This window comes from Treponema parvum, assembly GCF_017893945.1.
In the GTDB taxonomy this organism is placed as follows: Bacteria; Spirochaetota; Spirochaetia; order Treponematales; family Treponemataceae; genus Treponema_D; species Treponema_D parvum_A.
This window is the reverse complement of sequence record NZ_CP054257.1, coordinates 1,392,472-1,414,620: the sequence shown is the minus strand read 5'-3', so window position 1 is coordinate 1,414,620 and position 22,149 is coordinate 1,392,472. Positions and strand designations below refer to the sequence as shown.

The 22,149-nt window shown below is 43.0% G+C and carries 25 protein-coding genes and 2 tRNA genes; 17 read left to right on the top strand and 10 right to left on the bottom strand.

The window, feature by feature from the left end:
* Window positions 1-10: 10 nt before the first annotated feature.
* The 6 genes from HRI96_RS06345 to HRI96_RS06320 all read right to left on the bottom strand — a co-directional run bounded on the left by HRI96_RS06345 (window position 11) and on the right by HRI96_RS06320 (window position 4,639).
* Window positions 11-865, bottom strand: a complete 855-nt coding sequence (locus HRI96_RS06345; RefSeq protein ID WP_210116567.1) for a phosphatidate cytidylyltransferase — start codon at window positions 863-865, stop codon at window positions 11-13.
* An 8-nt stretch (window positions 866-873) separates the two neighbouring features.
* Window positions 874-1,593 (bottom strand): polyprenyl diphosphate synthase, encoded by a 720-nt coding sequence (uppS, locus tag HRI96_RS06340; RefSeq protein ID WP_210116566.1) that lies wholly within the window; start codon window positions 1,591-1,593, stop codon window positions 874-876.
* Entirely contained in the window at window positions 1,593-2,141 is a 549-nt protein-coding gene (gene frr, locus HRI96_RS06335) for a ribosome recycling factor (RefSeq protein WP_210116565.1), read from the bottom strand. Before frr ends, uppS begins: the two co-directional genes overlap by 1 nt.
* Window positions 2,142-2,197: 56 nt before the next feature.
* Window positions 2,198-3,031: a translation elongation factor Ts gene (gene tsf / locus HRI96_RS06330; RefSeq protein WP_210116564.1), complete on the bottom strand. Its 834-nt coding sequence runs from the start codon at window positions 3,029-3,031 to the stop codon at window positions 2,198-2,200.
* Window positions 3,032-3,049: 18 nt separating this feature from the next.
* Complete coding sequence (gene rpsB, locus HRI96_RS06325; RefSeq protein WP_210116563.1) at window positions 3,050-3,922, bottom strand: 30S ribosomal protein S2; 873 nt, start codon at window positions 3,920-3,922, stop codon at window positions 3,050-3,052.
* A 126-nt stretch (window positions 3,923-4,048) separates the two neighbouring features.
* A complete protein-coding gene (locus tag HRI96_RS06320) occupies window positions 4,049-4,639 on the bottom strand; it encodes a Maf family protein (protein WP_210116562.1) in 591 nt (196 codons plus the stop codon).
* Between the two features lie 52 nt (window positions 4,640-4,691).
* On the opposite strand from HRI96_RS06320, the gene HRI96_RS06315 reads away from it, so the two are divergent.
* Window positions 4,692-4,765 (top strand) — tRNA-Arg (locus HRI96_RS06315).
* Window positions 4,766-4,900: 135 nt separating this feature from the next.
* Here the strand turns inward: HRI96_RS06315 and HRI96_RS06310 are convergent.
* Both HRI96_RS06310 and HRI96_RS06305 read right to left on the bottom strand, forming a co-directional pair.
* On the bottom strand, window positions 4,901-5,602 hold the full coding sequence (locus HRI96_RS06310) for a HEAT repeat domain-containing protein (protein ID WP_210116561.1): 702 nt from the start codon (window positions 5,600-5,602) through the stop codon (window positions 4,901-4,903).
* Window positions 5,603-5,762: 160 nt separating this feature from the next.
* Window positions 5,763-6,347 carry a hypothetical protein gene (locus HRI96_RS06305; RefSeq protein ID WP_210116560.1) on the bottom strand — a complete coding sequence of 195 codons (585 nt, stop codon included), beginning with the start codon at window positions 6,345-6,347 and terminating at the stop codon, window positions 5,763-5,765.
* A gap of 54 nt (window positions 6,348-6,401) precedes the next feature.
* On the opposite strand from HRI96_RS06305, the gene coaD reads away from it, so the two are divergent.
* The 6 genes from coaD to HRI96_RS06275 all read left to right on the top strand — a co-directional run bounded on the left by coaD (window position 6,402) and on the right by HRI96_RS06275 (window position 9,141).
* Entirely contained in the window at window positions 6,402-6,881 is a 480-nt protein-coding gene (coaD, locus tag HRI96_RS06300; protein ID WP_210116559.1) for a pantetheine-phosphate adenylyltransferase, read from the top strand.
* A gap of 261 nt (window positions 6,882-7,142) precedes the next feature.
* Window positions 7,143-7,331 (top strand): 50S ribosomal protein L32, encoded by a 189-nt coding sequence (rpmF, locus tag HRI96_RS06295; RefSeq protein WP_210116558.1) that lies wholly within the window; start codon window positions 7,143-7,145, stop codon window positions 7,329-7,331.
* Window positions 7,332-7,350: 19 nt separating this feature from the next.
* On the top strand, window positions 7,351-7,599 hold the full coding sequence (gene acpP, locus HRI96_RS06290) for an acyl carrier protein (protein ID WP_210116557.1): 249 nt from the start codon (window positions 7,351-7,353) through the stop codon (window positions 7,597-7,599).
* A 76-nt stretch (window positions 7,600-7,675) separates the two neighbouring features.
* Window positions 7,676-8,437: a ribonuclease III gene (rnc, locus tag HRI96_RS06285; RefSeq protein WP_210116556.1), complete on the top strand. Its 762-nt coding sequence runs from the start codon at window positions 7,676-7,678 to the stop codon at window positions 8,435-8,437.
* A 53-nt stretch (window positions 8,438-8,490) separates the two neighbouring features.
* Window positions 8,491-8,563: transfer RNA gene (locus HRI96_RS06280), tRNA-Gly, on the top strand.
* 95 nt (window positions 8,564-8,658) lie between these two features.
* Window positions 8,659-9,141 (top strand): YkgJ family cysteine cluster protein, encoded by a 483-nt coding sequence (locus HRI96_RS06275; protein WP_210116555.1) that lies wholly within the window; start codon window positions 8,659-8,661, stop codon window positions 9,139-9,141.
* Window positions 9,142-9,291: 150 nt separating this feature from the next.
* On the opposite strand, the gene HRI96_RS06270 is transcribed toward HRI96_RS06275, so the two are convergent.
* On the bottom strand, window positions 9,292-10,287 hold the full coding sequence (locus tag HRI96_RS06270) for a hypothetical protein (protein ID WP_210116554.1): 996 nt from the start codon (window positions 10,285-10,287) through the stop codon (window positions 9,292-9,294).
* A gap of 182 nt (window positions 10,288-10,469) precedes the next feature.
* Here HRI96_RS06270 and HRI96_RS06265 point away from each other — a divergent pair, with 182 nt between their 5' ends.
* Window positions 10,470-11,396: a ribonuclease Z gene (locus tag HRI96_RS06265; RefSeq protein ID WP_210116553.1), complete on the top strand. Its 927-nt coding sequence runs from the start codon at window positions 10,470-10,472 to the stop codon at window positions 11,394-11,396.
* Between the two features lie 371 nt (window positions 11,397-11,767).
* Window positions 11,768-13,609 carry an alpha/beta hydrolase gene (locus HRI96_RS06260; RefSeq protein WP_210116552.1) on the top strand — a complete coding sequence of 614 codons (1,842 nt, stop codon included), beginning with the start codon at window positions 11,768-11,770 and terminating at the stop codon, window positions 13,607-13,609.
* 147 nt (window positions 13,610-13,756) lie between these two features.
* Here the strand turns inward: HRI96_RS06260 and HRI96_RS06255 are convergent, their stop codons facing one another.
* Window positions 13,757-14,497, bottom strand: a complete 741-nt coding sequence (locus HRI96_RS06255; protein WP_210116551.1) for a CPBP family intramembrane glutamic endopeptidase — start codon at window positions 14,495-14,497, stop codon at window positions 13,757-13,759.
* Between the two features lie 106 nt (window positions 14,498-14,603).
* On the opposite strand from HRI96_RS06255, the gene HRI96_RS06250 reads away from it, so the two are divergent.
* From HRI96_RS06250 to HRI96_RS06215, 8 genes are all read left to right on the top strand, one after another.
* On the top strand, window positions 14,604-15,575 hold the full coding sequence (locus HRI96_RS06250) for a PilZ domain-containing protein (protein ID WP_210116550.1): 972 nt from the start codon (window positions 14,604-14,606) through the stop codon (window positions 15,573-15,575).
* Window positions 15,576-15,614: 39 nt separating this feature from the next.
* On the top strand, window positions 15,615-16,823 hold the full coding sequence (locus tag HRI96_RS06245; protein WP_210116549.1) for a hypothetical protein: 1,209 nt from the start codon (window positions 15,615-15,617) through the stop codon (window positions 16,821-16,823).
* Window positions 16,817-18,100, top strand: coding sequence for a ComEC/Rec2 family competence protein (locus HRI96_RS06240; protein WP_210116548.1), 1,284 nt, complete (start codon window positions 16,817-16,819; stop codon window positions 18,098-18,100). The genes HRI96_RS06245 and HRI96_RS06240 overlap by 7 nt, the downstream gene beginning before the upstream one ends.
* A gap of 6 nt (window positions 18,101-18,106) precedes the next feature.
* Window positions 18,107-18,988 (top strand): 16S rRNA (adenine(1518)-N(6)/adenine(1519)-N(6))-dimethyltransferase RsmA, encoded by an 882-nt coding sequence (rsmA, locus tag HRI96_RS06235; protein ID WP_210116547.1) that lies wholly within the window; start codon window positions 18,107-18,109, stop codon window positions 18,986-18,988.
* A gap of 87 nt (window positions 18,989-19,075) precedes the next feature.
* Window positions 19,076-19,825 carry a YggS family pyridoxal phosphate-dependent enzyme gene (locus HRI96_RS06230; RefSeq protein ID WP_256729170.1) on the top strand — a complete coding sequence of 250 codons (750 nt, stop codon included), beginning with the start codon at window positions 19,076-19,078 and terminating at the stop codon, window positions 19,823-19,825.
* Window positions 19,822-20,325 carry a hypothetical protein gene (locus tag HRI96_RS06225; RefSeq protein ID WP_210116546.1) on the top strand — a complete coding sequence of 168 codons (504 nt, stop codon included), beginning with the start codon at window positions 19,822-19,824 and terminating at the stop codon, window positions 20,323-20,325. The genes HRI96_RS06230 and HRI96_RS06225 overlap by 4 nt, the downstream gene beginning before the upstream one ends.
* Complete coding sequence (locus HRI96_RS06220; protein WP_210116545.1) at window positions 20,312-21,262, top strand: RluA family pseudouridine synthase; 951 nt, start codon at window positions 20,312-20,314, stop codon at window positions 21,260-21,262. Before HRI96_RS06225 ends, HRI96_RS06220 begins: the two co-directional genes overlap by 14 nt.
* Window positions 21,259-22,122: a pseudouridine synthase gene (locus HRI96_RS06215; protein ID WP_210116544.1), complete on the top strand. Its 864-nt coding sequence runs from the start codon at window positions 21,259-21,261 to the stop codon at window positions 22,120-22,122. The genes HRI96_RS06220 and HRI96_RS06215 overlap by 4 nt, the downstream gene beginning before the upstream one ends.
* Window positions 22,123-22,149: the final 27 nt, after the last annotated feature.

Sequence of the window (22,149 nt, the reverse complement as noted above, 5' to 3'; positions counted from 1 at the left end):
GTTTACGATCTTAAAAGGAAGGTTTCGACCCGCCGAACATAAAATTCACTATCAGATAAAAGATCGGACATGCAAAAAGTATGGAATCTATGGAATCCAAAAGCCCTCCGCGACCCGGCATTATATTCCCGCTGTCTTTAAATCCCGCGTCCCGTTTTATAACCGATTCCGCAAGGTCTCCGATTATGCCCGCGCTTGCAATGACGATACCTGCGGATACGGCTTTCATAATGGAACCGAAAAAAACGTCCGGCCACAGAATTTGCGCAAGTACGGCCGCAAGGACGGCTCCTATGTATCCGCCTATAAAACCGGCGACGCTTTTATTAGAACTTGCTTTTATTACGCCTCTGTTGTTTTTTCCTAATGTCATACCGAATAACCATGCAAATGAATCGCACATGAATATCATAAAAAGAAAAGAAATGATAAGTTTTGTAGAGTGTTTTAATACGGTAAGCCTTGATACGAAGGTCAACAGATAGCCGGAATAAAAAACGTTAAAAACAGCCGTCGTCATGTGTTCTACGGAATGATCAAAATCGGAAGCTGTAAATACTTCATACGATAAAATAAACAAAAAACAGAGCAAAAGCGAAAGATCTATGTAATAAAGAGGAAGCTCCGTGCGTGTGCATATAAGACCTGCGGCGGAAGGGATGAGGCTCAGGAAAATTATAAAGGGCAGGGGAAACTGCTTTTGCTTTTTCCCAAGGAGGGCGTACATTTCTTTTGCCGATAAAAAAGCACAGGCCATAATGACAAAATGTAAGACAAGATGGTTATACGAAGAAAGCGTTACGACGCCTATTACCAGAGGAATTCCTATAAAAAAAACCAAAAGCCGCTGAACAAGTTTGTTCATTACGAACCTCATTTGCTTAAAACTGCTCCAAAACGCCTGTTGCGTTTTTGGTATTCAATAATATTTTTTTTAAATTCATTTTCATTATAATCGGGCCAAAGCGTATCTGTAAATAGTAATTCCGCGTAGGCCGCATGCCATAACAAAAAATTACTTAAACGGTACTCGCCTCCCGTACGTATAAGAAGATCTACGTCCGGTAAGTCGGGAATGTCAAAGGCTCTTGAAAGCCTCTCTTCCGTCAAGGCTTCAAAATCCTCATCCTCGGCGGAAAGTTTTTTTATTCCTCTTATTATTTCGTTTCGGCCGCCGTAATTTACGGCTAAAACCACGGTCATTCCGGTAAAAGCCGAAGTTTCTTCCATCGCTTTGACGATCTCAATCTGAATATCTTCGCTAAGCCCCGAAAGATCGCCTATGTGCTTTATTCGTATTCCGTTTTGTTTGTAAAATTCAAATTCGGCGCGGAGATGCCCTTTGATCAAATTCATAAGGTAGCCGACTTCTTCCTGTGTTCTCTTCCAGTTTTCAGTGGAAAATGTATACAAAGTCACATACCGTATGCCGAGCTTTGCCGCCTCCGCTACGATTTTTTTTGCCGCCGTCAACCCTTCTTTGTGACCGAACGTACGCGGAAGTTTTCGGTTTTTAGCCCAGCGTCCATTGCCGTCCATAATTATGCCTATATGGACGGGAAGACAGTCGTTTTTAATTACAGTATCGGGCATCAGCCTTCCATTATTTCTTTTTCTTTTGCGTCGTAAATCTTGTTTATTTCGGCAATAAACTTGTCAGTCTCTTTTTGCATGTCGTTTTCCGCAGTTTTCAGTGCATCTTCGGTCAGTTCGCCGGCTTTTTGCTGCTTTTTTAACTCTTCATTTCCGTCGCGGCGTATGTTTCTGATCGCAGTGCGGCTGTTTTCGGCAATGCCTTTAATTTGCTTGACAAGTTCTTTTCTTCTGTCGGCCGTAAGGGGCGGAATAGAAATTCTTATAACCTTTCCGTCGTTGGAAGGATTCAATCCGAGGTCGGCAAGTCCTATTCCTTTTTCAATTTCGGTAATCAGAGACTTGTCAAACGGTTGAATGACGATCGTCCTTGCTTCGGGAATTGAAATCGTCGCTACTTGATTGAGAGGAGATTTCGCTCCGTAGGCCGAAACCCGCACCCTGTCGAATATTGCGGCGGAAGCGCGGCCCGTACGTATGGCACTCAAGGATTCTTTAAAAGCTGAAATGGTCTTTTCCATCCTAGCTGAATAAGTTTCGTTTGACATTTGTTTTTCCCCAAAAAATTGTAGGGTATCCCGATGTCCAGAATACCCGGATTAAACTATTTTCCAAGAATGTACAGCACAATATCACCGAACGATAATGTTGCGCCGACCGATTTTCCTATTTCCGCAAGTTTTTCACAGACGGTCTTTTTGTCGTCTTTTACGAACATCTGATCGACAAAACATATTTCCGCCAGGTGTTTTTTAATCTTTCCTTGCAAGATTCCGTCTTTGACGTTCTGCGGCTTGGAAGCCGTTTTTTCGTCGTTGTCCATCTGCACTTTAAATATTTCCTTTTGCTCCTCTATGTAGCTTTCGGGAACGTCTTTTTGTGTGATATAGGACGGTGTAAACGCCGCAAGATGAAGACAGCAGTCATAGGCGAAGGTTTCGACCTCAGGCGCAGTGGAACCTTTTATTATCGTGACTGCGCCGGTTTTATGATCGCTGTGAATATAGGTTTTTGCAACCGCTCCTGAAGGAATGTCAAGCAACGTCAATCGGCGTACGCTCATGTTTTCTCTTATCTTTGCCGCAAGTTCAAGGAGCATATCCTCATGTTCTTTTTCGACTTTTCTGTAGCCTTTGGCAAAAGTGAGATCCAAAAGTTTTTCACCGAGCGCAATAAAGTCTTCGTTTTTTGCCACAAAGTCAGTCTCGCAAGTTACTTCGATCATCGCAACCTTGTTGTCCTGTATGCGCGCAAAGATTCGCCCTTCCGCAGTCGCGCGTTCGGCACGTTTTGCAACGGCGGCCAAGCCCTTTTCTTTTAGAATTTTTTCGGCTTCCGCCATGTCGCCGTTGGCTTCAGTGAGAGCTTTTTTGCATTCCATCATGCCTGCGCCCGTCTTTTCGCGCAGAGCTTTTACATCCGATGCTTTTATATCCATATATTGAACTCCGGTAAGTTATTTATAAAATTTGTCTTCGTCGGCAGCAAGATCGTCTTCTTTTTCATCAGCTTCGGCGTCTTCTTCTTTTGTTTCCGTCGGCTGATAATTGGAATAATCGTCGATTTCTACATCTTCGCTTTTTACGGCGGCGTCGGTCTGTACGCCGTCTTCATCTTCATTTAAGTTTTCGATGATCTTAAGTCCGGCGTCGTTGTCGGCTTCGATAACCGCGTTTGCTATGATTGACGTAAATAGGGATATTGCGCGGATAGCGTCGTCGTTACCGGGAATAGGGTAATCGATTCCTTCCGGATTACAGTTAGTATCTACTACGGCTATTATGGGAATTCCCATGCGGCGGGCTTCGGCAACAGCTATCTGCTCTTTATGCGTGTCTATGATGAACACTGCCCCCGGCAATTCCCGCATTTCCTTTATGCCGCCGAGGTTTTTTTCAAGTTTCGCCTTTTCTTTTTGCAGTGCGGAAACTTCTTTTTTTGTAAGATTTTCAAAAGTGCCGTCAATTTCCATCTTTTCGATTTTTTTGAGACGCTGAAGCGATTTTTTTATCGTGCTGAAATTGGTAAGCATTCCGCCGAGCCAGCGGTTGTTTACATAAAACATTCCGCAGCGTTCCGCTTCTTTTTGAATGGCTTGCTGGGCCTGTTTTTTTGTCCCTACAAATAAGACGGTTTTACCTGAAGAGGCAACCTTGTGAACTGCGTCATAGCTGTCTTTTATCGCAGCTATGGTTTTTTGCAGATCGATAATATGGATCCCGTTGCGCTGAGCAAAAATATATTTTTTCATACGGGGATCCCAACGCTTTACCTGATGACCGAAATGAACACCAGATTCAAGCAGACTTTTCATGGTTACAACTGCCATGATTAACTCCTTCACCGGCGTATTTTAAATACGCCACCTTACTCTGTTTCTCGTAAAAAAACTATGTTTTTTTCGGAAGATTCGGATCACACATAAAACACACGGTTCCTGCATGATTCGGCAAAGCTATTCAAGAATGGAATAGCCTTGAGATTTTAAAATATCATAAAGATTGGAAATAGGCAAGCCTGCGACAGAGCTCATAGATCCTTCGATTTCTTTTATAAAGCAGGAAGCGAGTTCCTGTATTCTGTAACCTCCGGCGGCTCCGTGCCATTCTCCGGTTTTTACATACCACTCTATTTCCTTATCGTCCATCTTGCTGAACGTAACCTTCGTGATGTTTGTCGACGTTACGATCTTTTTTTGCCTTCCGTTGTAAAGAGCTATCGATGTTATGACAAAGTGCTGCCGCCCTTGCAGGGCATTTAAATATTTTGCCGCTTCTTCCGCGCCGGAAGGCTTTCCGTATAATTCACCGTCCATGCAGACCATAGTGTCCGCGCCGAGTATCCACGGAATGCTTCTTTGCCGCGGCAGCATATTTATACAGCCTTCAACCTTTCTTACCGCAAGTTTTTCAGGGACTTTAAAAACATTGCCGCTTTTATCTATGTTTTCGTCTATATCGGGAATAATTACCTGAAACGGGATGTTTAACATTTTCAAAATGCTTTGCCGTCTGGGAGAAGACGAAGCTAATATTATAGACTCCATAAGAATCCTCGCTTGACTTTTTTATTGAATATTTATATGGTCATTTTACCTTGAGAGATTAGCTCATCTGGATAGAGCGTCAGCCTCCGGAGCTGAAGGTAGCGCGTTCGAATCGCGTATCTCTCAAAAAAAGGCTGCCCTGATCAAAGCGCACTTAAAAAATCGAAGTTCGCTTTTAACGTAACGGCAGCCTTTTGTAATTTAAATACGGCTGTCCGAAATTTGAGCTTTCGGACAGTTTTTTTTGATTTTACACACCGATCACTGTTTTTTATTGCCGGCGCCTCCCTTCATCTTAGTCAACAGCTCTATAGCTCTTTTTCTTATGGGAGTAACGTAGCGGTAGTCAGTAGCGATTCTTCCGATTGATTCCAGCATAACCGACCGGTCGGATACCGACGGAGCGAGTTTTTCATACGCGTTTAGAACTTCAAGCGCCATGCTGCTGGCAGGGTTCATCGTCTGGTTGTGGCGGTTTGCAAAGGCAATAACATTTACAACTTCGTCGTTGTCGTTCATACCGATTTCGCCCAAAGAGCGTATAGCCGCTGTTATGACCATAGGCTCGTTGTCCGCCAGAGCGATTTTTACCAAAGTAGTTTTCGATTCTTTTGTGGGAACTTTTGCAAGAAGATCGCAAGCCTTTTTGCGTACGTCAGGATAATTGTTCATCAGGCGTCCGTTCGTCTTGCTTTGCGTTGTGATGCCTTCTCCCGCAAGCTGATCTAGAGCCGCCGCCATATCAGGCGTAGCTCTTCCTTCATTTATAGCGTCTTCAAGATACTGCAGCGCCACAAATTTATTGTCGCGCTGGTCTGAATTTGCCAACTCGGTAATGATGACATCTTCCATACTGCTTAAATATTCGCTTTCAACGGATTGTTCCTGTTTTTGAGCGGAAAGTCCCGCGCATACAAAAAAACACACGGCGAAGCCGACTGCAATTCTTTTTATCAATGTCATAAATCCTCCAAAACAATAAGCCGTTTTCTATAAAACATTATCGGCAATTAAAACAAATTGCACATCAAAACACGATCAAATTAATATACCAAACAATCGCATTCAAGTAAACAACGCGGCCGCACAATATGCAATAAGCGATGACGCGCTGTAAAGATCGTCATTCTATTTCAGGCAAATGAATGAGCCACCGACCGCCGGTCTTTATAAAATTATAATACACGATAACGGAATTTTCTTTAGTGACTTGTATCGCTTTTACGGATTCCGAATTGATGTATCGGATTTGGTCTACGACGCGGCCCTTTCTTGACGGAATAAAAACATAGTTAAAATAATCCTCAAGGGTTCTGATCGTTATACCCTTTACGGGGAGCCGGCTTGACGCCTTTGCCAAATTTCTTGGGTTTTGCCAGTAAGCCAATGACGAAGGTTCGACGAAGGTTTTCCATCGGTTGAAGTCCTTTCTCGCCATGACAGCGTCAAGACTTTCTATGAGCGACAAAATATCCTTTCGATCCGCTTCAAAAGTGTCTTTTGAAACTGAAGACGAAGGGCTCATTTCGCTTATGGCCTTATTGTATTCTTCGTCTTCTTTTGTCACCGTCTGCGCGCTCTCCGCAGCAGTGCTTTGTTTAGTAGTGTTTTTTTCTGCGGCCGGCGCGGAATCGGCCGTTTTGGTTGACACGCAGGAAAAAAATAAAACCGAAAATACGGTTATCATGCAGAGTAAAAAGTTTTTCATGCGTAAATGATACTATGCTTGAGCGTTTTCGTCAAATCTGGTATCATATTGATAATGACGGCGGCAGTACTTCCCGGATCGTTCGATCCTCCAACTTACGGACACTTAAGCATTATAGAACGGGCAAGCAGGCTGTTCGATTCCATCGACGTTGTAGTCGCAGTCAATCCAGACAAGCATTATCTTTTTACGGCTGAAGAGCGGGTTTCAATGATGGAAGATCTTCTTAAAGATTATAAAAATATTTCGGTTCACACGTGCGATTGCCTTATAGTGGATTATGCAAAGAAGAACGGCGCGAAGGTGCTTTTGAGGGGAATAAGGAATATCAACGATTTTGCGTATGAATTCGACCTTTCAATGATGAATCATACCCTAAATCCTGAAATAGATACGCTGTTTGTTCCGTCGGAACAGCGTTATGCTATCGTAAAGTCCAGCTCGATCAAGGAGTTGGCTCAATTCGGCGGCGATATTTCGGGAATGGTTCCTCCGATTGTCGCAAACGCTCTGTATAAAAAATTTTCAAAATAAACATACTTGCCGTAAATTCACAGCTGGATTTCAAGCGACGGCGGGGTAGTGACTCTCCGCCGAATAAAACGTTCTTTAGTGTTTTTAAGCGGCGCTGTTTGTGCCGCTTAAAATAAACATTAGATTTTTTTATGACATTTTTTTAAAAAGTGTTTGACAAAATTAAAGAATAAGGTATAATGCATTGACACTCAGGTTAAATCTGTTGTAGTATTTTTCCTGTTATATTGGTGAATTATAAACTTATAGCGAGGTTTAAATATGGCAGTACCTAGAGCGAAAACTTCTAAGGCCGTTTCCCGGAGACGCAGAGGAGTGAATATGCATTTGGATGCCCCGCAGCTTGTCGAATGCGGCAATTGCGGGAATCTTGTATTGCAGCATCACGTATGTCCTAAATGCGGTTTCTATAGAGGACGACAGGTGATTACGCCTGAGACGAACGGTTAAAACTATCAGGAGATAAAGTATGGACGAATTGTTTGGCAAGATCCAGAAGCTTATTGCAGAAAAGCTGGAAGTCGATGAAAGTAAGGTAACCTTGGAATCAACATTCCGCGGTGATTTGGGAGCAGACAGCCTTGACACGTATGAACTTGTTTATGCGATCGAAGAGGAGCTCAAGGTCACTATTCCGGATGAAAAGGCAAATGATTTTGAGACTGTAAAAGACGCTTATGATTTCATCAAAGCTGAACTTGCAAAGCAAGGTAAATAAAGTCTTATAAAATTTGTTTGCTGATTTAGGACACAGGCTCCGTCATATTCGGTCAGGCCTGTGTTTTTTTTTGTAAATGAAAAAGATAATAGATTTTTTTAAAATCGCCCCTGTTGTTTTGCCCGAAAGATTAAAAAAGCTCAAATTTTTTTGCCGGATAACCGGTTTGAAATTCAATGATTACAAACTTCTGGATCTGGCTTTTCATCACCGTTCATATTCGAATGAGATAAGGCCGCACAGACATTACAACAACGAACGCCTTGAATTTTTAGGAGACTCCGTTCTGGGAACGGTAACGGCGTCTTTTTTGTACAAGGATATGCCCGAAAAGAGCGAAGGGGATCTGTCTAAAATAAAATCGGCCGTCGTTTCCGAAAAAACCTTGGCTCCCATAGCGCTTAAATTCGGCATCGATAAAATGCTGATCATGGGAAAAGGCGCCGAAATAAACAAGGAATTTGAAAGCCCTTCGATTCTGGCGGACTGCATGGAAGCGATAATAGGCGCATATTATCTGGATTCAGGATACGCTTCCGTAGAAAAATACGTCCTTTCGTTCATAATCCCTGAAGTGCGAAAGATACAGCAAAATCAGGGAGTAAAGGATTATAAATCGCTTTTGCAGGAATTATGCCAGAAAAAATACCGTTCTTATCCCGAATATAAGCTTGTGAGCAAGACTGGGCCGGATCACGACCAAACTTTTAACGTTAGCGTCAGCCTTGAAAACGTCACATACGGGCCCGTTTCCGCAAAGAGCAAAAAACAGGCAGAACAGAACGCCGCAAAAATAGCATACGAAAAGATCGTCGCTGATGAAAAAATAAAATATTGACTTTTTTTTTTATTTCAGATAATCTGTTCAATAGGCGTAATGCTTGTTTTATTGCGGATGTCATATAACGGCTTATTATCTCAGCCTTCCAAGCTGAAGACGAGGGTTCGACTCCCTTCATCCGCTTTTAAAAGCTGTCCGATCTAAAGGACGGCTTTTTTTATTCATGCGGACGGTTCAGCGTCTTCGGTGCGGTGCTGTTGATTGTTTTATCACACTTTATGGAAAATAAAAAATTTTATCAGGACGGATTGCAGTTCAGCTGTCAGCGTTGTTCTTTTTGTTGCGGTCATTCACCCGGTTTCGTATATCTTTCTTATAAGGATTTAATGTCTCTCTGTAATTTTTTTAAGCTGTCGGTTACGGATTTCGTAAAACAAAAATGCCGGTGGGCGGATTATTATCACGGCGATAAAGTTCTTTCCCTGCTTGAAAATAAAAACTATGACTGCGTGCTGTGGGACAAAGGGTGTACCGCATATGAAGCGAGACCCGTTCAGTGTTCCACTTACCCGTTTTGGTCATGGATGATATGTGACAGGGAAACATGGGATGAATGCGCAAAGGATTGCCCCGGAATGAATAAGGGAGCGCTTCGGACTATTGAAGAAATAGAAAGAAATAAAAAAGCCTATGACGATAATATTCCGCTCAAAAAAGAAGAAGTCGAAAAACTGATCCGTAAAGAACAAAACGGAACATAAGTGAAAGCAAAAACGATACCGTCGTCTTATCCGTTTTGTGCCGACAGAGCCTATAATGTTTGTGCGCTTGAATTGAATGATTTTAGGCAAAAGGGGCTGCAAAAGTAATAAACTTTTGCAGCCCCATGTGATGCCTGAATGGGTAAAGCCTTATTTTATCTTTTCATAGATATAGACTTCATGAATTTCTTTTGTGTATCCTTCGTTTTTAAACGGCCCTTGGCTCATGCCGAGTATTATCTGTGTGCCTCGGTTGTTCAGAACGAGCAGATCGTCCGTTACAGGATCTATCGTCAAGCCCTCGATTTCGCCGGCGCGACGGAAATCTTTCATTTCCCTGAATAGGGTTAAGGGTTTTGCAAATGCGCCGCCGGCTATATATCCGCTACGCGTTACACACTTGCCGTTTTCAAGTTTTACGCTCCACGGATTTTCCTTTACGACTTCCGTTCCCCAAACGAGTCCTGTGTACGGAACTTCCGAAACGTCAGCCTTATAGATGCAGTCTGCAATGTGATATGTGGATTCTCCGTCGTCGGCGGAAAACAGCATCGTTCCGTCTGCAATGTAGATTCCTTGACACCAGTACGGTTCGGGCCGGCACTGCATTTTTGTGTAATATTTTTTTGTTTCAAGGCTGTACGCGTATACATAGCGGCTGTCTACCCAGTCCGAAAGCCATACGAGGTTTTTTTCACGATCGACGGCGACTCCCGAAACTTCAACCTGTCCCGACTCGGAACTCCACGGTATGTCTTCGATCCATTCTAGCGTGTCTGCGCTGTATATTGAAACTGCAATGTTGTATCCGCGGCCGTATTCGAATTTTTCATTTCCTGTGTAGATTTTTCCGTCAAAAACATCTATGTCGCCGAAGTGATTTGCCTGTTCGGGATTTGGAAACAAACCGTCTGTTTTAGTTTGAACGCGTTTTTTTACAAGCTTCCAATTATGGTCGAATTTGTAAAGACCTCGCGTGTCGGATACGTAAAAGAAATCTTTATCCGCCGCGATTCCTTGTCGTCCCGGAACTTCCACCACTTTCTTTAACCTGTATTCCGTGCCGATGTGCTGAGCTGCTATACCGGCGGTAAACAAACAAGCGGCTGTTAACGCCGCAAGCGTTTTTTTAGTGATTTTTGTCATTTTTCCTCCTGAGTATATTGCAAATGCTTTTTACAAATCGATCTGTAAAAACCCGGTTTCAGTATAATTCACTATTTGAAATATGCAAGTTTTTTTATGCCGCCGGCAGAGACACGTTTGCGCGCGGTCATGCGCCGAGCCGATAATTGTAAAAACATTTTATTTCATGTAAAGTAAGGACTATGAACATGGAAGCGTTTGTTTTAGGTTGCGGAGGAATGATGCCGCTTCCTTACCGGCATTTGACGTCCGTTTTACTCAGACGGGAAGGCGATCTTTTTTTATTTGACGGAGGTGAAGGAACGCAGGTTTCCTTGAGGCGCCTTAATCTTAAATGGAAAAAGATAAACGCCATATTCGTATCTCATACGCATGCCGATCACGTTACGGGACTTCCGGGAATTCTGATGCTTTCGTCTCAGGTAGACCGCAAAGAGCCTTTGTATATTTACGGCCCTCCGAAAATCGCAGAGTACATTGAAACGAGCCGAAAAGTTTTGGACATGTACATAAATTACACGATAGTTGTAAAAGAGATTTCAGCTCCGTGCGTTGTTCACGAAGGCGACGGGTTTTATATAAGAGCTTTTCCGCTTCAGCACACAAAAACTTGCGTAGGCTATACTCTTGAAGAACTTGACCGTCCCGGGGAATTTAATCCTGAAAAGGCGAAAGAATTAAAAGTTGCCCGCGGCCCCTTATGGTCAAAACTGCAAGCGGGCCAAGCGGTTACTGCGGAAGACGGTTCTACGGTGCTTCCCGAACAGGTGATGGGAGCCAAACGCAGCGGAAGAAAATTCAGCTATGTTACGGATACGCTGTACATACCCTCGATAGCTAAAGAAGTGACCGGTTCCGACCTTTTGATCTGCGAAGGTATGTTTATGGAAGACGTTTCGGACCAGGCGCGTGAAAAAAAACACATGACGGCGAGACAGGCTGCAACGGTTGCGCGTGACGCGAAAGTACGGCGCATGGCGATGATTCACTATAGTCCCAGATATACTGACAAAGACCTTGAAGGTCTTTTGAACGAAGCGAAGCAGATTTTCCCCGGAGCGGAACTTACAAAAGACCGCATGAGGTTTGAAATTCCTTACATAGATTGAAACGGTTTATTTAAATGCGCACCACATTGGCGTTCAATTTTTGAGGGAGAAGCCGGCGCATTCGTAGACGGAAAAGCTGAAAACATCAGCTACAAAAAGTCTTAAGTAGTATAATATTCTATACAGTATGATATAAACTGTCTTAAAATGTATGAAATTTTATACAGTAAGGCGTTTTATCAAAGATTTGTCCTGCAATTTTCGGCCGCGAGGCAAAAAAGCAATCAAAAAAGTTTGAAAGAGCCTTCATAGCGTGGTACAATTATTGTTAAAGTCACATAAAGGCGGGCTCTCGAGACGGTCTAAGGCAGCTCGAAAAGTTTATTGCCGCCGCCGGCTAAATGAAAAATCAAAAGGAGAGGTAAAAAACTATGAAAAAAGCAAAAACATGGCTGGTTATCGCATTGGCGATGTGCTTTATAAGCGTTATTGTAACGTCCGCCATACAGACGTCGATGGGCAAGGTTAAAGTGTCGGAATTAAGGCTGGTAGACTCTGCAGGATATGAAGTGAGCGTACAGCTTTACAAACCGAACACGGCTACGCCTAAAAATCCCGCGCCATGTATAATCACCATAGAAGGCTGGTACAACAATAAGGAAATGCAGGATCTGTATTCCGTAGAATTTGCCCGCCGAGGATATGTAGTTATTGCAGCCGATATGCACGGCCACGGAGATTCGGAGGCGACGACGGATGAGGGATTGTTTACTGCCGGCGTCGGCACGGATGCCGCCGTAGAGCTTGCCGCGACCCTGCCGTATGTCGACCGTTCAAGGATCGGTATGACCGGACATTCTTCCGGCGCCTCCGCAGGTATCAACATGGAAATTCAGGTGGATAACGAAAAGGAGAAGCCCCTGGTAAAGGCGGCGCTTCTGCAGGCTTCGCTGTGGGTGGACGACGCAGGGCACGACTGTATAAACGAGTACGGAGACAAGCGTTCCGTCGGTATCATCCAGTCCAAATATGACGAATTCTATTACTATGCCGACGATAAAGGCAATGCGATCTATCCGGCGGAATTCTTGAAAACCGGAGGAGCAAAAAACTTCGTCAACTTTGGGCACGGCCCGCTTGCCACGGCGGAGGTGGAAAGCGGAAAAATGTATGAACTTACAACGGACGGGGAGACAAACTACCGCTCGATATATCAGAATAATACGACGCATCCGCGCGTCCATTTTTCAACGACCGCGGTGGCTTTTGCGATCAAATTCTTTGAAAAGGTATTTCCCGCGCCTAATCCAATTCCTGCAAATAACCAAGTGTGGCAGGCAAAGGCGGCATTTAACCTTTTGGGGCTCATAGGGATAGGTTTGTTCGTCGTAGCGTTTATTAATTTTATGGTAGAAACAAACTATTTTGCCGTTTTAAAGGCAGATGAAGAAGCGAAACCTAAAACAATAGAAAAAAAGGCGCTTATTTGGTATTGGGCGCCTCTGTGCATAGGCGCTCTGTTCTCCGCCTTGAGCTATAAATGGAGCATAGATCACATCTATTCAAAAACAACTTCTTTTTTTAATCAGACGGGGCCCCTTACAATCGGAATCTGGTCGGCGCTGAGCGGAGTATTCTGCATTGTGATGCTGTCGGTATGGTACTTCTTTGTAGGAAAGAAATCCGGCTTCTGTGCAAAAGATGAGGGCATAAAGATGCCCCGTGCAAAGATCTGGAAAACTGTTCAGCTTTCACTCTTAACGGTAACGCTAGCTTTTCTTATTCTTTTCGCCGCCGACTACTTCTGCAAGACGGATTTCAGGTTCTGGGTGCTGACGTTTAAAGCTTTTGACGCGGACAAGGTGAATATAGGACTGCGATTCCTGCCTTTCTTCCTGTTTTTCTATGTCGTCAACTCGATTTCCTGCAACTGCTTTAACTTCAATCAGGTCGGAGGCAGGTTCAACACTGCGATTTTCGGCCTTTTCAACGCGGGCGGCGCAATTGTTTATGTGCTTATTCAGTATCTGACCTATTTTGTTACAGGACTGCCCAAATGGTATGCAAACGAAGGAGAAATGATAAGCGGAATATGGCTTTACGGTCCGATATTTTTCCTTTTCATAACGCCGTTTATTTCCAGAGCGGTGTATAAGAAAACAAAGAATCCTTACCTGGCAGCTATTGTAATTGCAATAATCATTACGATGATGTCCGTTGCCAACACCACGACCATGCTCGGCGGCGGCGCATATGTGGCGGCAAGTTATTGATTAAATATCCTGATGGCCTTGCGGCGAAAGATTGAGAAGATAAGGCGGGTGAACGACCGATGCGTATGCTTGCGTGGTTCCGGTGAAGTGAAACCGTTCGTCACCGGGATCCGCTGTTCGTAGGTAGCGATTGGCGCCGGTTTCCGCTTAACTTCGGCCATGCGCCATCGACAAGAGGAAAAGCATAAAGACATTGTATAAAAAATGCGCCGCAAAGCCCGTAAAAATGTTTTTGCTTTTAAGATAGCACTTTCTTAGCGCTATTCCCGCTATAAAGGAATTGAGAACCGAAGCCCAGCCGGCGTACCTGTGTGAAAACGCAAATACAAGTACTGAAACAAGTTCCGTGACGTAAAAACGGGCGGTATCACGCTTATTGCGGCATGCCGTGCGCTGATTTTTCGTAAAAAAACAGTATAAAAATTCGGGCAAAACCATCCTGTACATGACTTCTTCGTAAAACGCGCTTACAAAAAACGCCGGTATCATGGCGGCCGCATTTGCCGCATCTGCAGCGTTTGCTCCGGGCGCAAGATCGATCGAAAACGCCCTGTTTGATAAGCAGACGGTAAAAATATTTATGCATACCGCCGTAACTATCAGCGTTCCGAACGTTAAAAAAAAATAAGATGAATTAAGAGTGAATTTCAAAATTCCCGAGTAATCTTTAGCACTAAAGCGTATCTTTTTTTTATACTGTTCCGTCTTTTTCGTTTTTTTGTAAAGATTTAATTGAAAATATAAAAATATTGAAATGCAAAAAGAACACAGATATGACAATATGCCCGGAAAAGCGTATTGTTCAGGGCCTTTAAAAAGAGGGGGCAGAAGGCAAAAGGCGGCTATAAAAGCGAATTCCATGACAAGGTAGTGTTTTTTAATATACATTATGATAAGATAATATAAATTCGGAGTCGTTTTGTATATTGCCGCCGTTGTTTTAATTTCTGTCGCCGCTTCTCTTTCTTTTTTGTATTTTCTTTCGGGAAAGAAAATGAAATTTTTTGCGGCCGGTTTTGACAGAGGATTTTCACTGTCGCAGTTGCTGATTTTATGGCGGTATTCTCTAAGCATTAAAGCTACAGAACCCGAATCCCTGTTTGAATCTGCGGAAGCGATCGCAAAATGTGTTTTACAGCTTACCGATAAGTCTGATGCCGGCGGGACTGAAAATTCCGCTTCGATGCAGGATCTTCTTTCAAAGCTGTATGAGCTTCAAATAAGCAAAAGTATCGATTCCTCCGATAAAAAGAAAGGGATTCATTCCACCAGAGAACTCAGCATAGGGCAGAAAATCGTCATCATCCTGCCGCAAAACGGCGTATTTGTTTCAAGAATCGTAAATAATCTTCACGAACTTACAATAGAAACGCCTGTGCGCCGGAACAAGGATTTGGGCAATGTAAACAGGGTTCTTTGGATAAAAAAAGATATTACAGTATATCTTTGGCGGAAAAACGACGCCAACTATGTGTTCGACACGAAGGTTTTGGCTTCGGGAACTTTTAGAGAAGAGCCTGTATTGTATATTCCTCACAGCAACAATCTTTTTAGAATACAAAAGCGAAAGACTTTGAGAGCCGCGTGCGATATTCCGGCCACCCTTTTTTTGCTTCCTAAAAAAACTTCCCGTCAGTCTGAAGTTAAAGAAAAAGGTTACCGCTGTATGCTGGAAGACGTTTCTACTTCAGGGGCTTTGATAAGGATAGGCGGAAAAGGACTTTCTAACGTAAAGATACGGCTTACATTTTTTATTAACTCCGAAGAGATAGTTATGTCAGGCGTAATCCGTTTTGCCGAATTTAACGAGACTCTAAATCAGTCGCATCTTCACTTTGAATGCGTAAGTATTTCACCTAAAATGCGTAACAAAATCATGGCTTTCGTGTATAATACTATGCCGCAGGAACAAAAATATGTTATGGAAGCTCTGTCTCAGACGGGAGCTGACGAAACCGGCGATTGAATTTTATTGAAAACGAAGCAGGAAATTACAGGAAATTGTATGAAAAGTGGAAAAATTAAAAACATATTTTTTATCATGATGTTTGTGTCGGCCGTGCCGTTTTTTGCACAGGAAAACGGTAACATAAAGAATTTTATTAAGGGAAATATCGAAGATAAAATTTCAGCCGTAAAAAAATCTTCCGGAAAAGAGGCCGCATATATTTCTCTAAAAACCGTAGATTTTGTGCTGGAAAACGTGTCCGAAATAGGCACGAAAGACAGGGAATTTAACGCCCTTGCGGTTACGGGGATTCTTGCATTGCCCGCCACGGAAGACGCAGTCGCCGATTCTTACGCCGGAAAAAAGTCAAACGATGCGGAGCCTCCTTCTTCGACACTTTCAAAGCTTTACAAACTGTTTTCACTTTTTGACGATACCACCATAAGAATTTCCGTCATTGAAAAGATCGTTCAGTTTTATGAAGTTGTACCGTCTGAAGATTCCGTACGGTTCATTTCCGAATTCCTTGCCGGCAGTCTAAAAGAAAAGAAAGTTTCCGACGTACAAAAGGCTGCAATAATATCTTTAGGGAAAATAGGCGGCGGTTCGTCGTTTAACGTTTTATATAAGTGCCTGCAGTCTCCCGTTTTTTCACAGTTAGCGGTTGATATAAAAACTTCCATAGAAAACTCTGCTGACAGATCGCTTACCGAAATACTTCAGATCATAAACAATGCGGACGTCGATCAGATGTCCAGCCTGTTTAACCTTATAAAAAACAGTCCTAAAATATCTTCGTCATTTAAATCTGAAATTGCAGAAAATATCCTACTTGAAACATTAGATATATTGAAAGGCCGAGACGATAAAGCCCTGCTTGATTTGGAAATGGAAGCGTTTAGTTTTATGGTCGAAAACAATTGGACTAGAGCTTCGTCTCTCATAGTAAAGTTTTTTTTGCAGTCAAAAAAGAATTATGAAGCGTCCAAAATCAGCGAAGCCCAGTTTATAAAGATCATAAACGGATTTTCAAACATTTCTACGGCGGAATCGTCAAAGGCCTTAACCGAATATTTGGGTGAATTGAATAAGAGAACCGAAGAAGGCAGCGTACCGTCCGAGGATCTTATGCTTGCCGTAGTAAGGACGTTGGGGCGACTCGGAAGCAAGACGGCGTTCGATCAGCTTTTATTCGTAACTTATCTTGATTACCCTGAAAGTGTCATAGCGGAAGCTAGGAGCGCCCTTACAAAACTTAAATGGTAAACGATTTTACTGAAAAATCCGAATTACGATTTTTGCTTAACCCGATCGTCTTATCGGCGCTCTTGTGTTCCCTAGTAATTTATTCCAATTCCGGCGTTTTTTCTGCGAAAAGAATTTTTTTTACGTCGGGAATAAAAAAAGATTCGATCTGTGTGCTTTACGGAAAAGTAAAAGGAAATCCTTTTAAGCAAAGGCAATTTTATAAAGTAACTTTGGATGTTTTTTTGGTCGAAAACAAAGACGGGGTGCGTTGCAGCGGCAAAGGAAGAGTCGAAGCGTATATTCCTGAAAAATTTGTTGAAAAATGGTATCCCGGTAAACTGTATACCGAAAGCGATACTGTAAACGGCAATGATGTCGGAATTCCTGTTGAAGACGGCACAAACCTTATTCTATCAGGATATTTTTCTTCCGATGTTTTTTACGTTCAAAATATTGTTACAAAACCTTTTTCAGCCGGAGTTTACGGGCGGCTTTTGTATTTTCGAGCTATGTGCAGATTGCAATTTAAAAGACTCATGTTTGCGTGGGGCGAAGCGGGAGGGCTTTTGCTTGCGCTCCTGTCCGGCTCCAGAGAATATGTAGATGACAACCTTTCAAAAGCTTTTAAAGCGGCGGGCTTGTCGCATATAATGGCCCTGTCGGGGATGCATTTGTCTTTATTTTCCGGCATAGCCGTCTTTTTGGGCAAAAAGGCAAAGAATAAAAAAATCGAGTTTTTATTGCAAAGCTCATTTATTCTTTTTTTCGTGTGGTTTGCAGGAATTTCACCGTCTCTTTTTAGGGCGCTTTTATGCAGTTCTTTAATGCTTTTTTTATCGCTTGCAGGATCAAGGCCGCGGCCGCTTCACATACTTTCTTGGGCGTTTTTGCTGCACGTATTAATATTTCCCGAACATGTTTTTTTTCAGGCGTTTATACTTTCATACGGAGCGCTCGCAGGTATACTGACTTTCGGCGAGGTAATAAAACCGGCGATCATGCATAATGTTCCCGAGCTTATTTCATCCAATTTTTCATCGTCGCTGGGCGCCCAAATTTTTACGGCTCCTTATTCGCTTTTCGTGTTTAAATCCTTTATGCCTGTTTGTACCGTCGCGACGATCATCGTTTCGCCTGCGGTTACGGCTTTTATGTACTTCGGACTATTGTTCATAGTTTTATCGTTCTTTTTGCCTTTTCTTTCGTCCGCCTTTGGTGTTATTATGCAATTGTTGTATTATGCGGTAAAGATTCCCGTAATCTTTTTTTCAAAAATGCCCGCTTTTTATGTGTAAATTAAAATGAATGTATTACGTCTTGATTATAATTCGCCTTCCGCTTTAAAAGAATTTTTAGAAAAAAACGACATGGCGATGCGGAAAAAATTCGGACAGAATTTTTTAGTGAACGCCAACGCAAGAAAAACGCTTGTCGACGCCTTAGGAATGGAAAAGGGCACTCGGGTTTGGGAAATAGGCCCTGGACTTGGCGCCATGACGGAGGAAATTTTACTTAGAGGTGCAAATTTAACGGTTTTTGAAATCGACAGAGGGTTTTTGTCGGTCTTGGAACAATTATTTTTTGACTATGAGCGCAAAGGAACTTTTTCTTTAGTCAGAGGGGATGTTTTAAAAACATGGAAGGCGGAATTAAAAAACAGTGGAAAGCCCGATTGTTTTTTCGGAAATTTGCCGTATAATATTGCCGCAACGCTTATAGGAGATACTATCGAAGAAGGCGTGCGTTTTGACAAAATGCTTGTAACCGTACAAAAAGAGGTCGCAAAAAGAATTCTTGCTTCTCCCGGTGAAAAAGATTATTCGTCGCTTTCCGTATTGTGCCAATGGGCGTATGACGTTAAGCCGGTGATAACTCTTGCCGGAGGAAATTTTTGGCCGCGCCCGAACGTTGATTCTATGGCGGTTATTATGACGCCTAAAGCCGAATTTCCTAGGTGCGAGGCGCCTGAATTTTTTGTAAAGTTGCAGCGTGCGTTGTTTTCTTTAAGAAGAAAGACGGTAAAAAACAATTTAAGCGGTTTTTTTTCGGATGCAAAGGACGCTTCCCGCGTGCTTTCGAGCGTAGGAATTGACGACAATATCCGTGCGGAAAGGCTCGGCGTAGAAAAATTACTGGCCTTGTCCGATGCGATTTGGAGTGAAAGGCAGAAGGCTGCGCATTAAAACAGCTATAAAACGAGTTTTTGAAGAAAACGCGGAGTTAAAAGACGCTGCGCCTGTTAAGCGGCGCATTAAAACGTGCAGCAAAATATGATTTTATTACGGTCGGTTTATTTTATGGATTTGAAAAACAGAATTTCAGAAAATCTCAAGTTTCTTCGTGAAAAGATTTCAGACGCAGAAAGACAATCAGGAAGACCTTCCGGCTGTGTGAAGCTGCAAGCCGTAAGCAAATTTCATCCTCTTGACGCCGTGCTTGCAGCCGTAAATTCCGGGCAGTTTTTATTCGGTGAAAACCGCGTCCAAGAAGCCGTGCAAAAATTTGAAAAACTGGTTCAGTCGGAAAAAAAAGTAGAATTGCATATCATAGGATCCCTGCAGCGGAATAAGGCAAAAAACGCAATCGCGATAGCTTCCTGCATCGAATCGGTCGACAGAATTGAATTGCTCGAAGAAATAGAAAAGCAGTGTTCAAAGATTGAAAAAAAGATAGACGTTTTTTTTGAAGTTCACACCGGAGAAGAATCAAAATCGGGTTTTAGAACGATAGACGAACTTGAAAAAGCGCTTTTGTACTGCGCACAAGGAAAGGCGCCTCATGTTTGTCCTAAAGGTTTTATGACTATGGCGCCCTTTACGAAAGATGAAGGTCTAATCCGCAGATCTTTTTGCGATCTTCGAAATACGGCTGAAAAAATGCAAATACACTATCCTGATTTTCCTCTTAAAGAACTCTCGATGGGAATGTCAAATGATTTTCAAATTGCGATTGAAGAAGGTTCCACTCTCGTGAGATTGGGCACTGCGATCTTCGGCGAAAGAGAGTATCAGGCAAAATGAAAAAGTCCGTATGCTTTGCGTTTGTTTTATTTTTAACCTTCGCTTTGTATTCCGAATCTTCCGAGGCCGTGCCCTACGGTAAGGATGAATTTCCTCATTGGATCGTAAATCTTCGAAGAACTGAGATCATCACATTGGGATCGTTTCCTTTCGTAACTCTGGCGACGACGCTCGGCTATTCGCTTTTCAGGTATTATGATCACGGTTTTTCTTCGGAATACGCCCCGAATCCTTTTGCAAAAACTTCCAAAGCCGCAAATCTCGATACGGACGAACAAAAACGGATCATAGCCGCTTCGGGCGTCATAAGCCTTAGCATAGGCTTGACGGATCTTTTTTATAACATGGCGCTAAATAATTCCAGGAAAAAGGGTCAAAAAATTACGGCAGCGTCAAATCCGATAAGCATAAGCTTTGACGGCGAGCCTGAGCGTGGCAGGACGGAACCGGATATGCAAAACGCATATTTGTACGGCGGAATGGAAAGTGTCGTTTTTTAATTTAACAGTACCGAAGGAATTCTGCGGCACTCAAAGACTTGATCAATACGCAGCCGACAACATACCGGACATGAACCGCTCAAAATTAAAAAACGGTATTTTGGAAATATCTATTAACGGGAAGCATGCAAAACTGTCTTCATCTGTAAAAGCGGGGGACGGCATAAGCATAAAATGGGAAGATCCCGTGCCTGAAAATATCGCACCTGAAAATATTCCTCTGGATATAATCTTTGAAAATGACCAAGTTACAGTAGTAAACAAACCGCAAGGTCTTGTAACGCACCCTGCGGCGGGCAACTGGTCGGGAACTCTTGTAAACGCTCTCCTTTATCATTGGAATAAAGATAATGTTTTAAACGATGCTTATTCACGGAGAACGGGAATAATTCACCGTCTGGATAAAGACACTTCAGGCGTTATCATAACCGCAAAAACAAGGGCTGCGGAAGATTTTATTCAAAAGCAATTTCAAAAGCGACTTGTGTTAAAGGAATACGTAGCCTTGGTTAAAGGCCGTCCGCCGCACAGGGGAGGGTGCATCAGCACCCGGATAATCCGTGATCCCGGCGACAGAAAGCGTTTTAAAGCTGTAACCGGAACAAACGAGGGTAAGTATGCAAAAACGGTTTATTTTTGCATAGCCTGCTACGGCGGCTATTCTTTGATGCGCTTCAGGTTAAAGACAGGAAGAACTCATCAGATAAGGGTTCATTCAAAATACATAGGATGTCCGATTCTCGGCGACCCTATATACAACTCGAAAAAAGAAGAGCTTTTTCCGTCCGCCTCTCTTATGCTGCATTCAAGATTTTTGAGACTTCTTTTGCCGGGCGAAAAAAAATATTCGGAATTTTATGCAAAAATTCCTGACCGCTTTAAACGGATTTTAAAGACGCTGCATTGTAAATATGCTAAAGAGATCGTGACGACATGACTTTCAAACGCTTCACTCAAATAGAATTTTTAAACGAACCGAGCGGCTCCGATCCGTTTTTGATTCTGTACAAACCTTCGGGACTTGCGTCGGCGCCGCTTAAGGAAGGAGGCGAGGGCAATGCGGTTTTTGAAGCGGCAAAACGATTTCCTGAAATTCTTAACGTAAACGGTAAAAAAAGCTGCGAAAGAGGGCTTTTGCACCGCCTTGATACCGAAACGTCAGGGCTTCTTTTAATTGCATCCACCCAGAGCGCATACGAGGCATTGCAAAGAGCTCAGGCGGAGGATCGTTTTGTAAAGTATTATCGCGCAGTGTGTAAAGATTCTCCCAAAAACCCCGATCTGATTGGAAATTTTCCTCCCACCGGCGAAATGCATAAATTATTGCTTGAAAAACGTAAACTTGAAATAACAAGCAGTTTCCGTCCGTTCGGACCGGATCGTAAGCAGGTGCGACCCGTCACGGCTTTGAGCGGAACGGCCGCGTTAAAAAAGAGCGGAAAGAAAATTTATTCCACTACGGTCTATTTAAAAAAAATCGACATAAAAAATGACATGGCCGGAATTTTCTATGAAGGCGATTCGGCAGCCATCCTTGATGATGGCGATATGAAAAGGACGACCGCAGCAGGCGAAAAGACAAACCGCTTGTGTCTTGTTGAAGCTGAGATAACGAGGGGATTTCGTCATCAAGTACGATCGCATTTGGCCTGGGCGGGATTTCCCGTTGCCGGCGATCCTCTGTACGATTTTACAAAAAGCAAAACAATGTTTAAATTCGAAGCATATAAAATATCATTTCCGCATCCCGTAACCGGAAAAACGATTGTTTTCGACGTTTCGGATTTTTTTGCGTAAAGAGAGCGCGGGTGTGCCGTGTATGTC

Excerpts from the sequence above, each read along its gene's own strand:
- HRI96_RS06345 (WP_210116567.1), bottom strand. The coding sequence starts at position 865 with ATGAACAAACTTGTTCAGCGGCTTTTGGTTTTTTTTATAGGAATTCCT.
- uppS (WP_210116566.1), bottom strand. The coding sequence starts at position 1,593 with ATGCCCGATACTGTAATTAAAAACGACTGTCTTCCCGTCCATATAGGC.
- frr (WP_210116565.1), bottom strand. The coding sequence starts at position 2,141 with ATGTCAAACGAAACTTATTCAGCTAGGATGGAAAAGACCATTTCAGCT.
- tsf (WP_210116564.1), bottom strand. The coding sequence starts at position 3,031 with ATGGATATAAAAGCATCGGATGTAAAAGCTCTGCGCGAAAAGACGGGC.
- rpsB (WP_210116563.1), bottom strand. The coding sequence starts at position 3,922 with ATGGCAGTTGTAACCATGAAAAGTCTGCTTGAATCTGGTGTTCATTTC.
- HRI96_RS06320 (WP_210116562.1), bottom strand. The coding sequence starts at position 4,639 with ATGGAGTCTATAATATTAGCTTCGTCTTCTCCCAGACGGCAAAGCATT.
- HRI96_RS06310 (WP_210116561.1), bottom strand. The coding sequence starts at position 5,602 with ATGACATTGATAAAAAGAATTGCAGTCGGCTTCGCCGTGTGTTTTTTT.
- HRI96_RS06305 (WP_210116560.1), bottom strand. The coding sequence starts at position 6,347 with ATGAAAAACTTTTTACTCTGCATGATAACCGTATTTTCGGTTTTATTT.
- coaD (WP_210116559.1), top strand. The coding sequence starts at position 6,402 with ATGACGGCGGCAGTACTTCCCGGATCGTTCGATCCTCCAACTTACGGA.
- rpmF (WP_210116558.1), top strand. The coding sequence starts at position 7,143 with ATGGCAGTACCTAGAGCGAAAACTTCTAAGGCCGTTTCCCGGAGACGC.
- acpP (WP_210116557.1), top strand. The coding sequence starts at position 7,351 with ATGGACGAATTGTTTGGCAAGATCCAGAAGCTTATTGCAGAAAAGCTG.
- rnc (WP_210116556.1), top strand. The coding sequence starts at position 7,676 with ATGAAAAAGATAATAGATTTTTTTAAAATCGCCCCTGTTGTTTTGCCC.
- HRI96_RS06275 (WP_210116555.1), top strand. The coding sequence starts at position 8,659 with ATGGAAAATAAAAAATTTTATCAGGACGGATTGCAGTTCAGCTGTCAG.
- HRI96_RS06270 (WP_210116554.1), bottom strand. The coding sequence starts at position 10,287 with ATGACAAAAATCACTAAAAAAACGCTTGCGGCGTTAACAGCCGCTTGT.
- HRI96_RS06265 (WP_210116553.1), top strand. The coding sequence starts at position 10,470 with ATGAACATGGAAGCGTTTGTTTTAGGTTGCGGAGGAATGATGCCGCTT.
- HRI96_RS06260 (WP_210116552.1), top strand. The coding sequence starts at position 11,768 with ATGAAAAAAGCAAAAACATGGCTGGTTATCGCATTGGCGATGTGCTTT.
- HRI96_RS06255 (WP_210116551.1), bottom strand. The coding sequence starts at position 14,497 with ATGTATATTAAAAAACACTACCTTGTCATGGAATTCGCTTTTATAGCC.
- HRI96_RS06250 (WP_210116550.1), top strand. The coding sequence starts at position 14,604 with ATGAAATTTTTTGCGGCCGGTTTTGACAGAGGATTTTCACTGTCGCAG.
- HRI96_RS06245 (WP_210116549.1), top strand. The coding sequence starts at position 15,615 with ATGAAAAGTGGAAAAATTAAAAACATATTTTTTATCATGATGTTTGTG.
- HRI96_RS06240 (WP_210116548.1), top strand. The coding sequence starts at position 16,817 with ATGGTAAACGATTTTACTGAAAAATCCGAATTACGATTTTTGCTTAAC.
- rsmA (WP_210116547.1), top strand. The coding sequence starts at position 18,107 with ATGAATGTATTACGTCTTGATTATAATTCGCCTTCCGCTTTAAAAGAA.
- HRI96_RS06230 (WP_256729170.1), top strand. The coding sequence starts at position 19,076 with ATGATTTTATTACGGTCGGTTTATTTTATGGATTTGAAAAACAGAATT.
- HRI96_RS06225 (WP_210116546.1), top strand. The coding sequence starts at position 19,822 with ATGAAAAAGTCCGTATGCTTTGCGTTTGTTTTATTTTTAACCTTCGCT.
- HRI96_RS06215 (WP_210116544.1), top strand. The coding sequence starts at position 21,259 with ATGACTTTCAAACGCTTCACTCAAATAGAATTTTTAAACGAACCGAGC.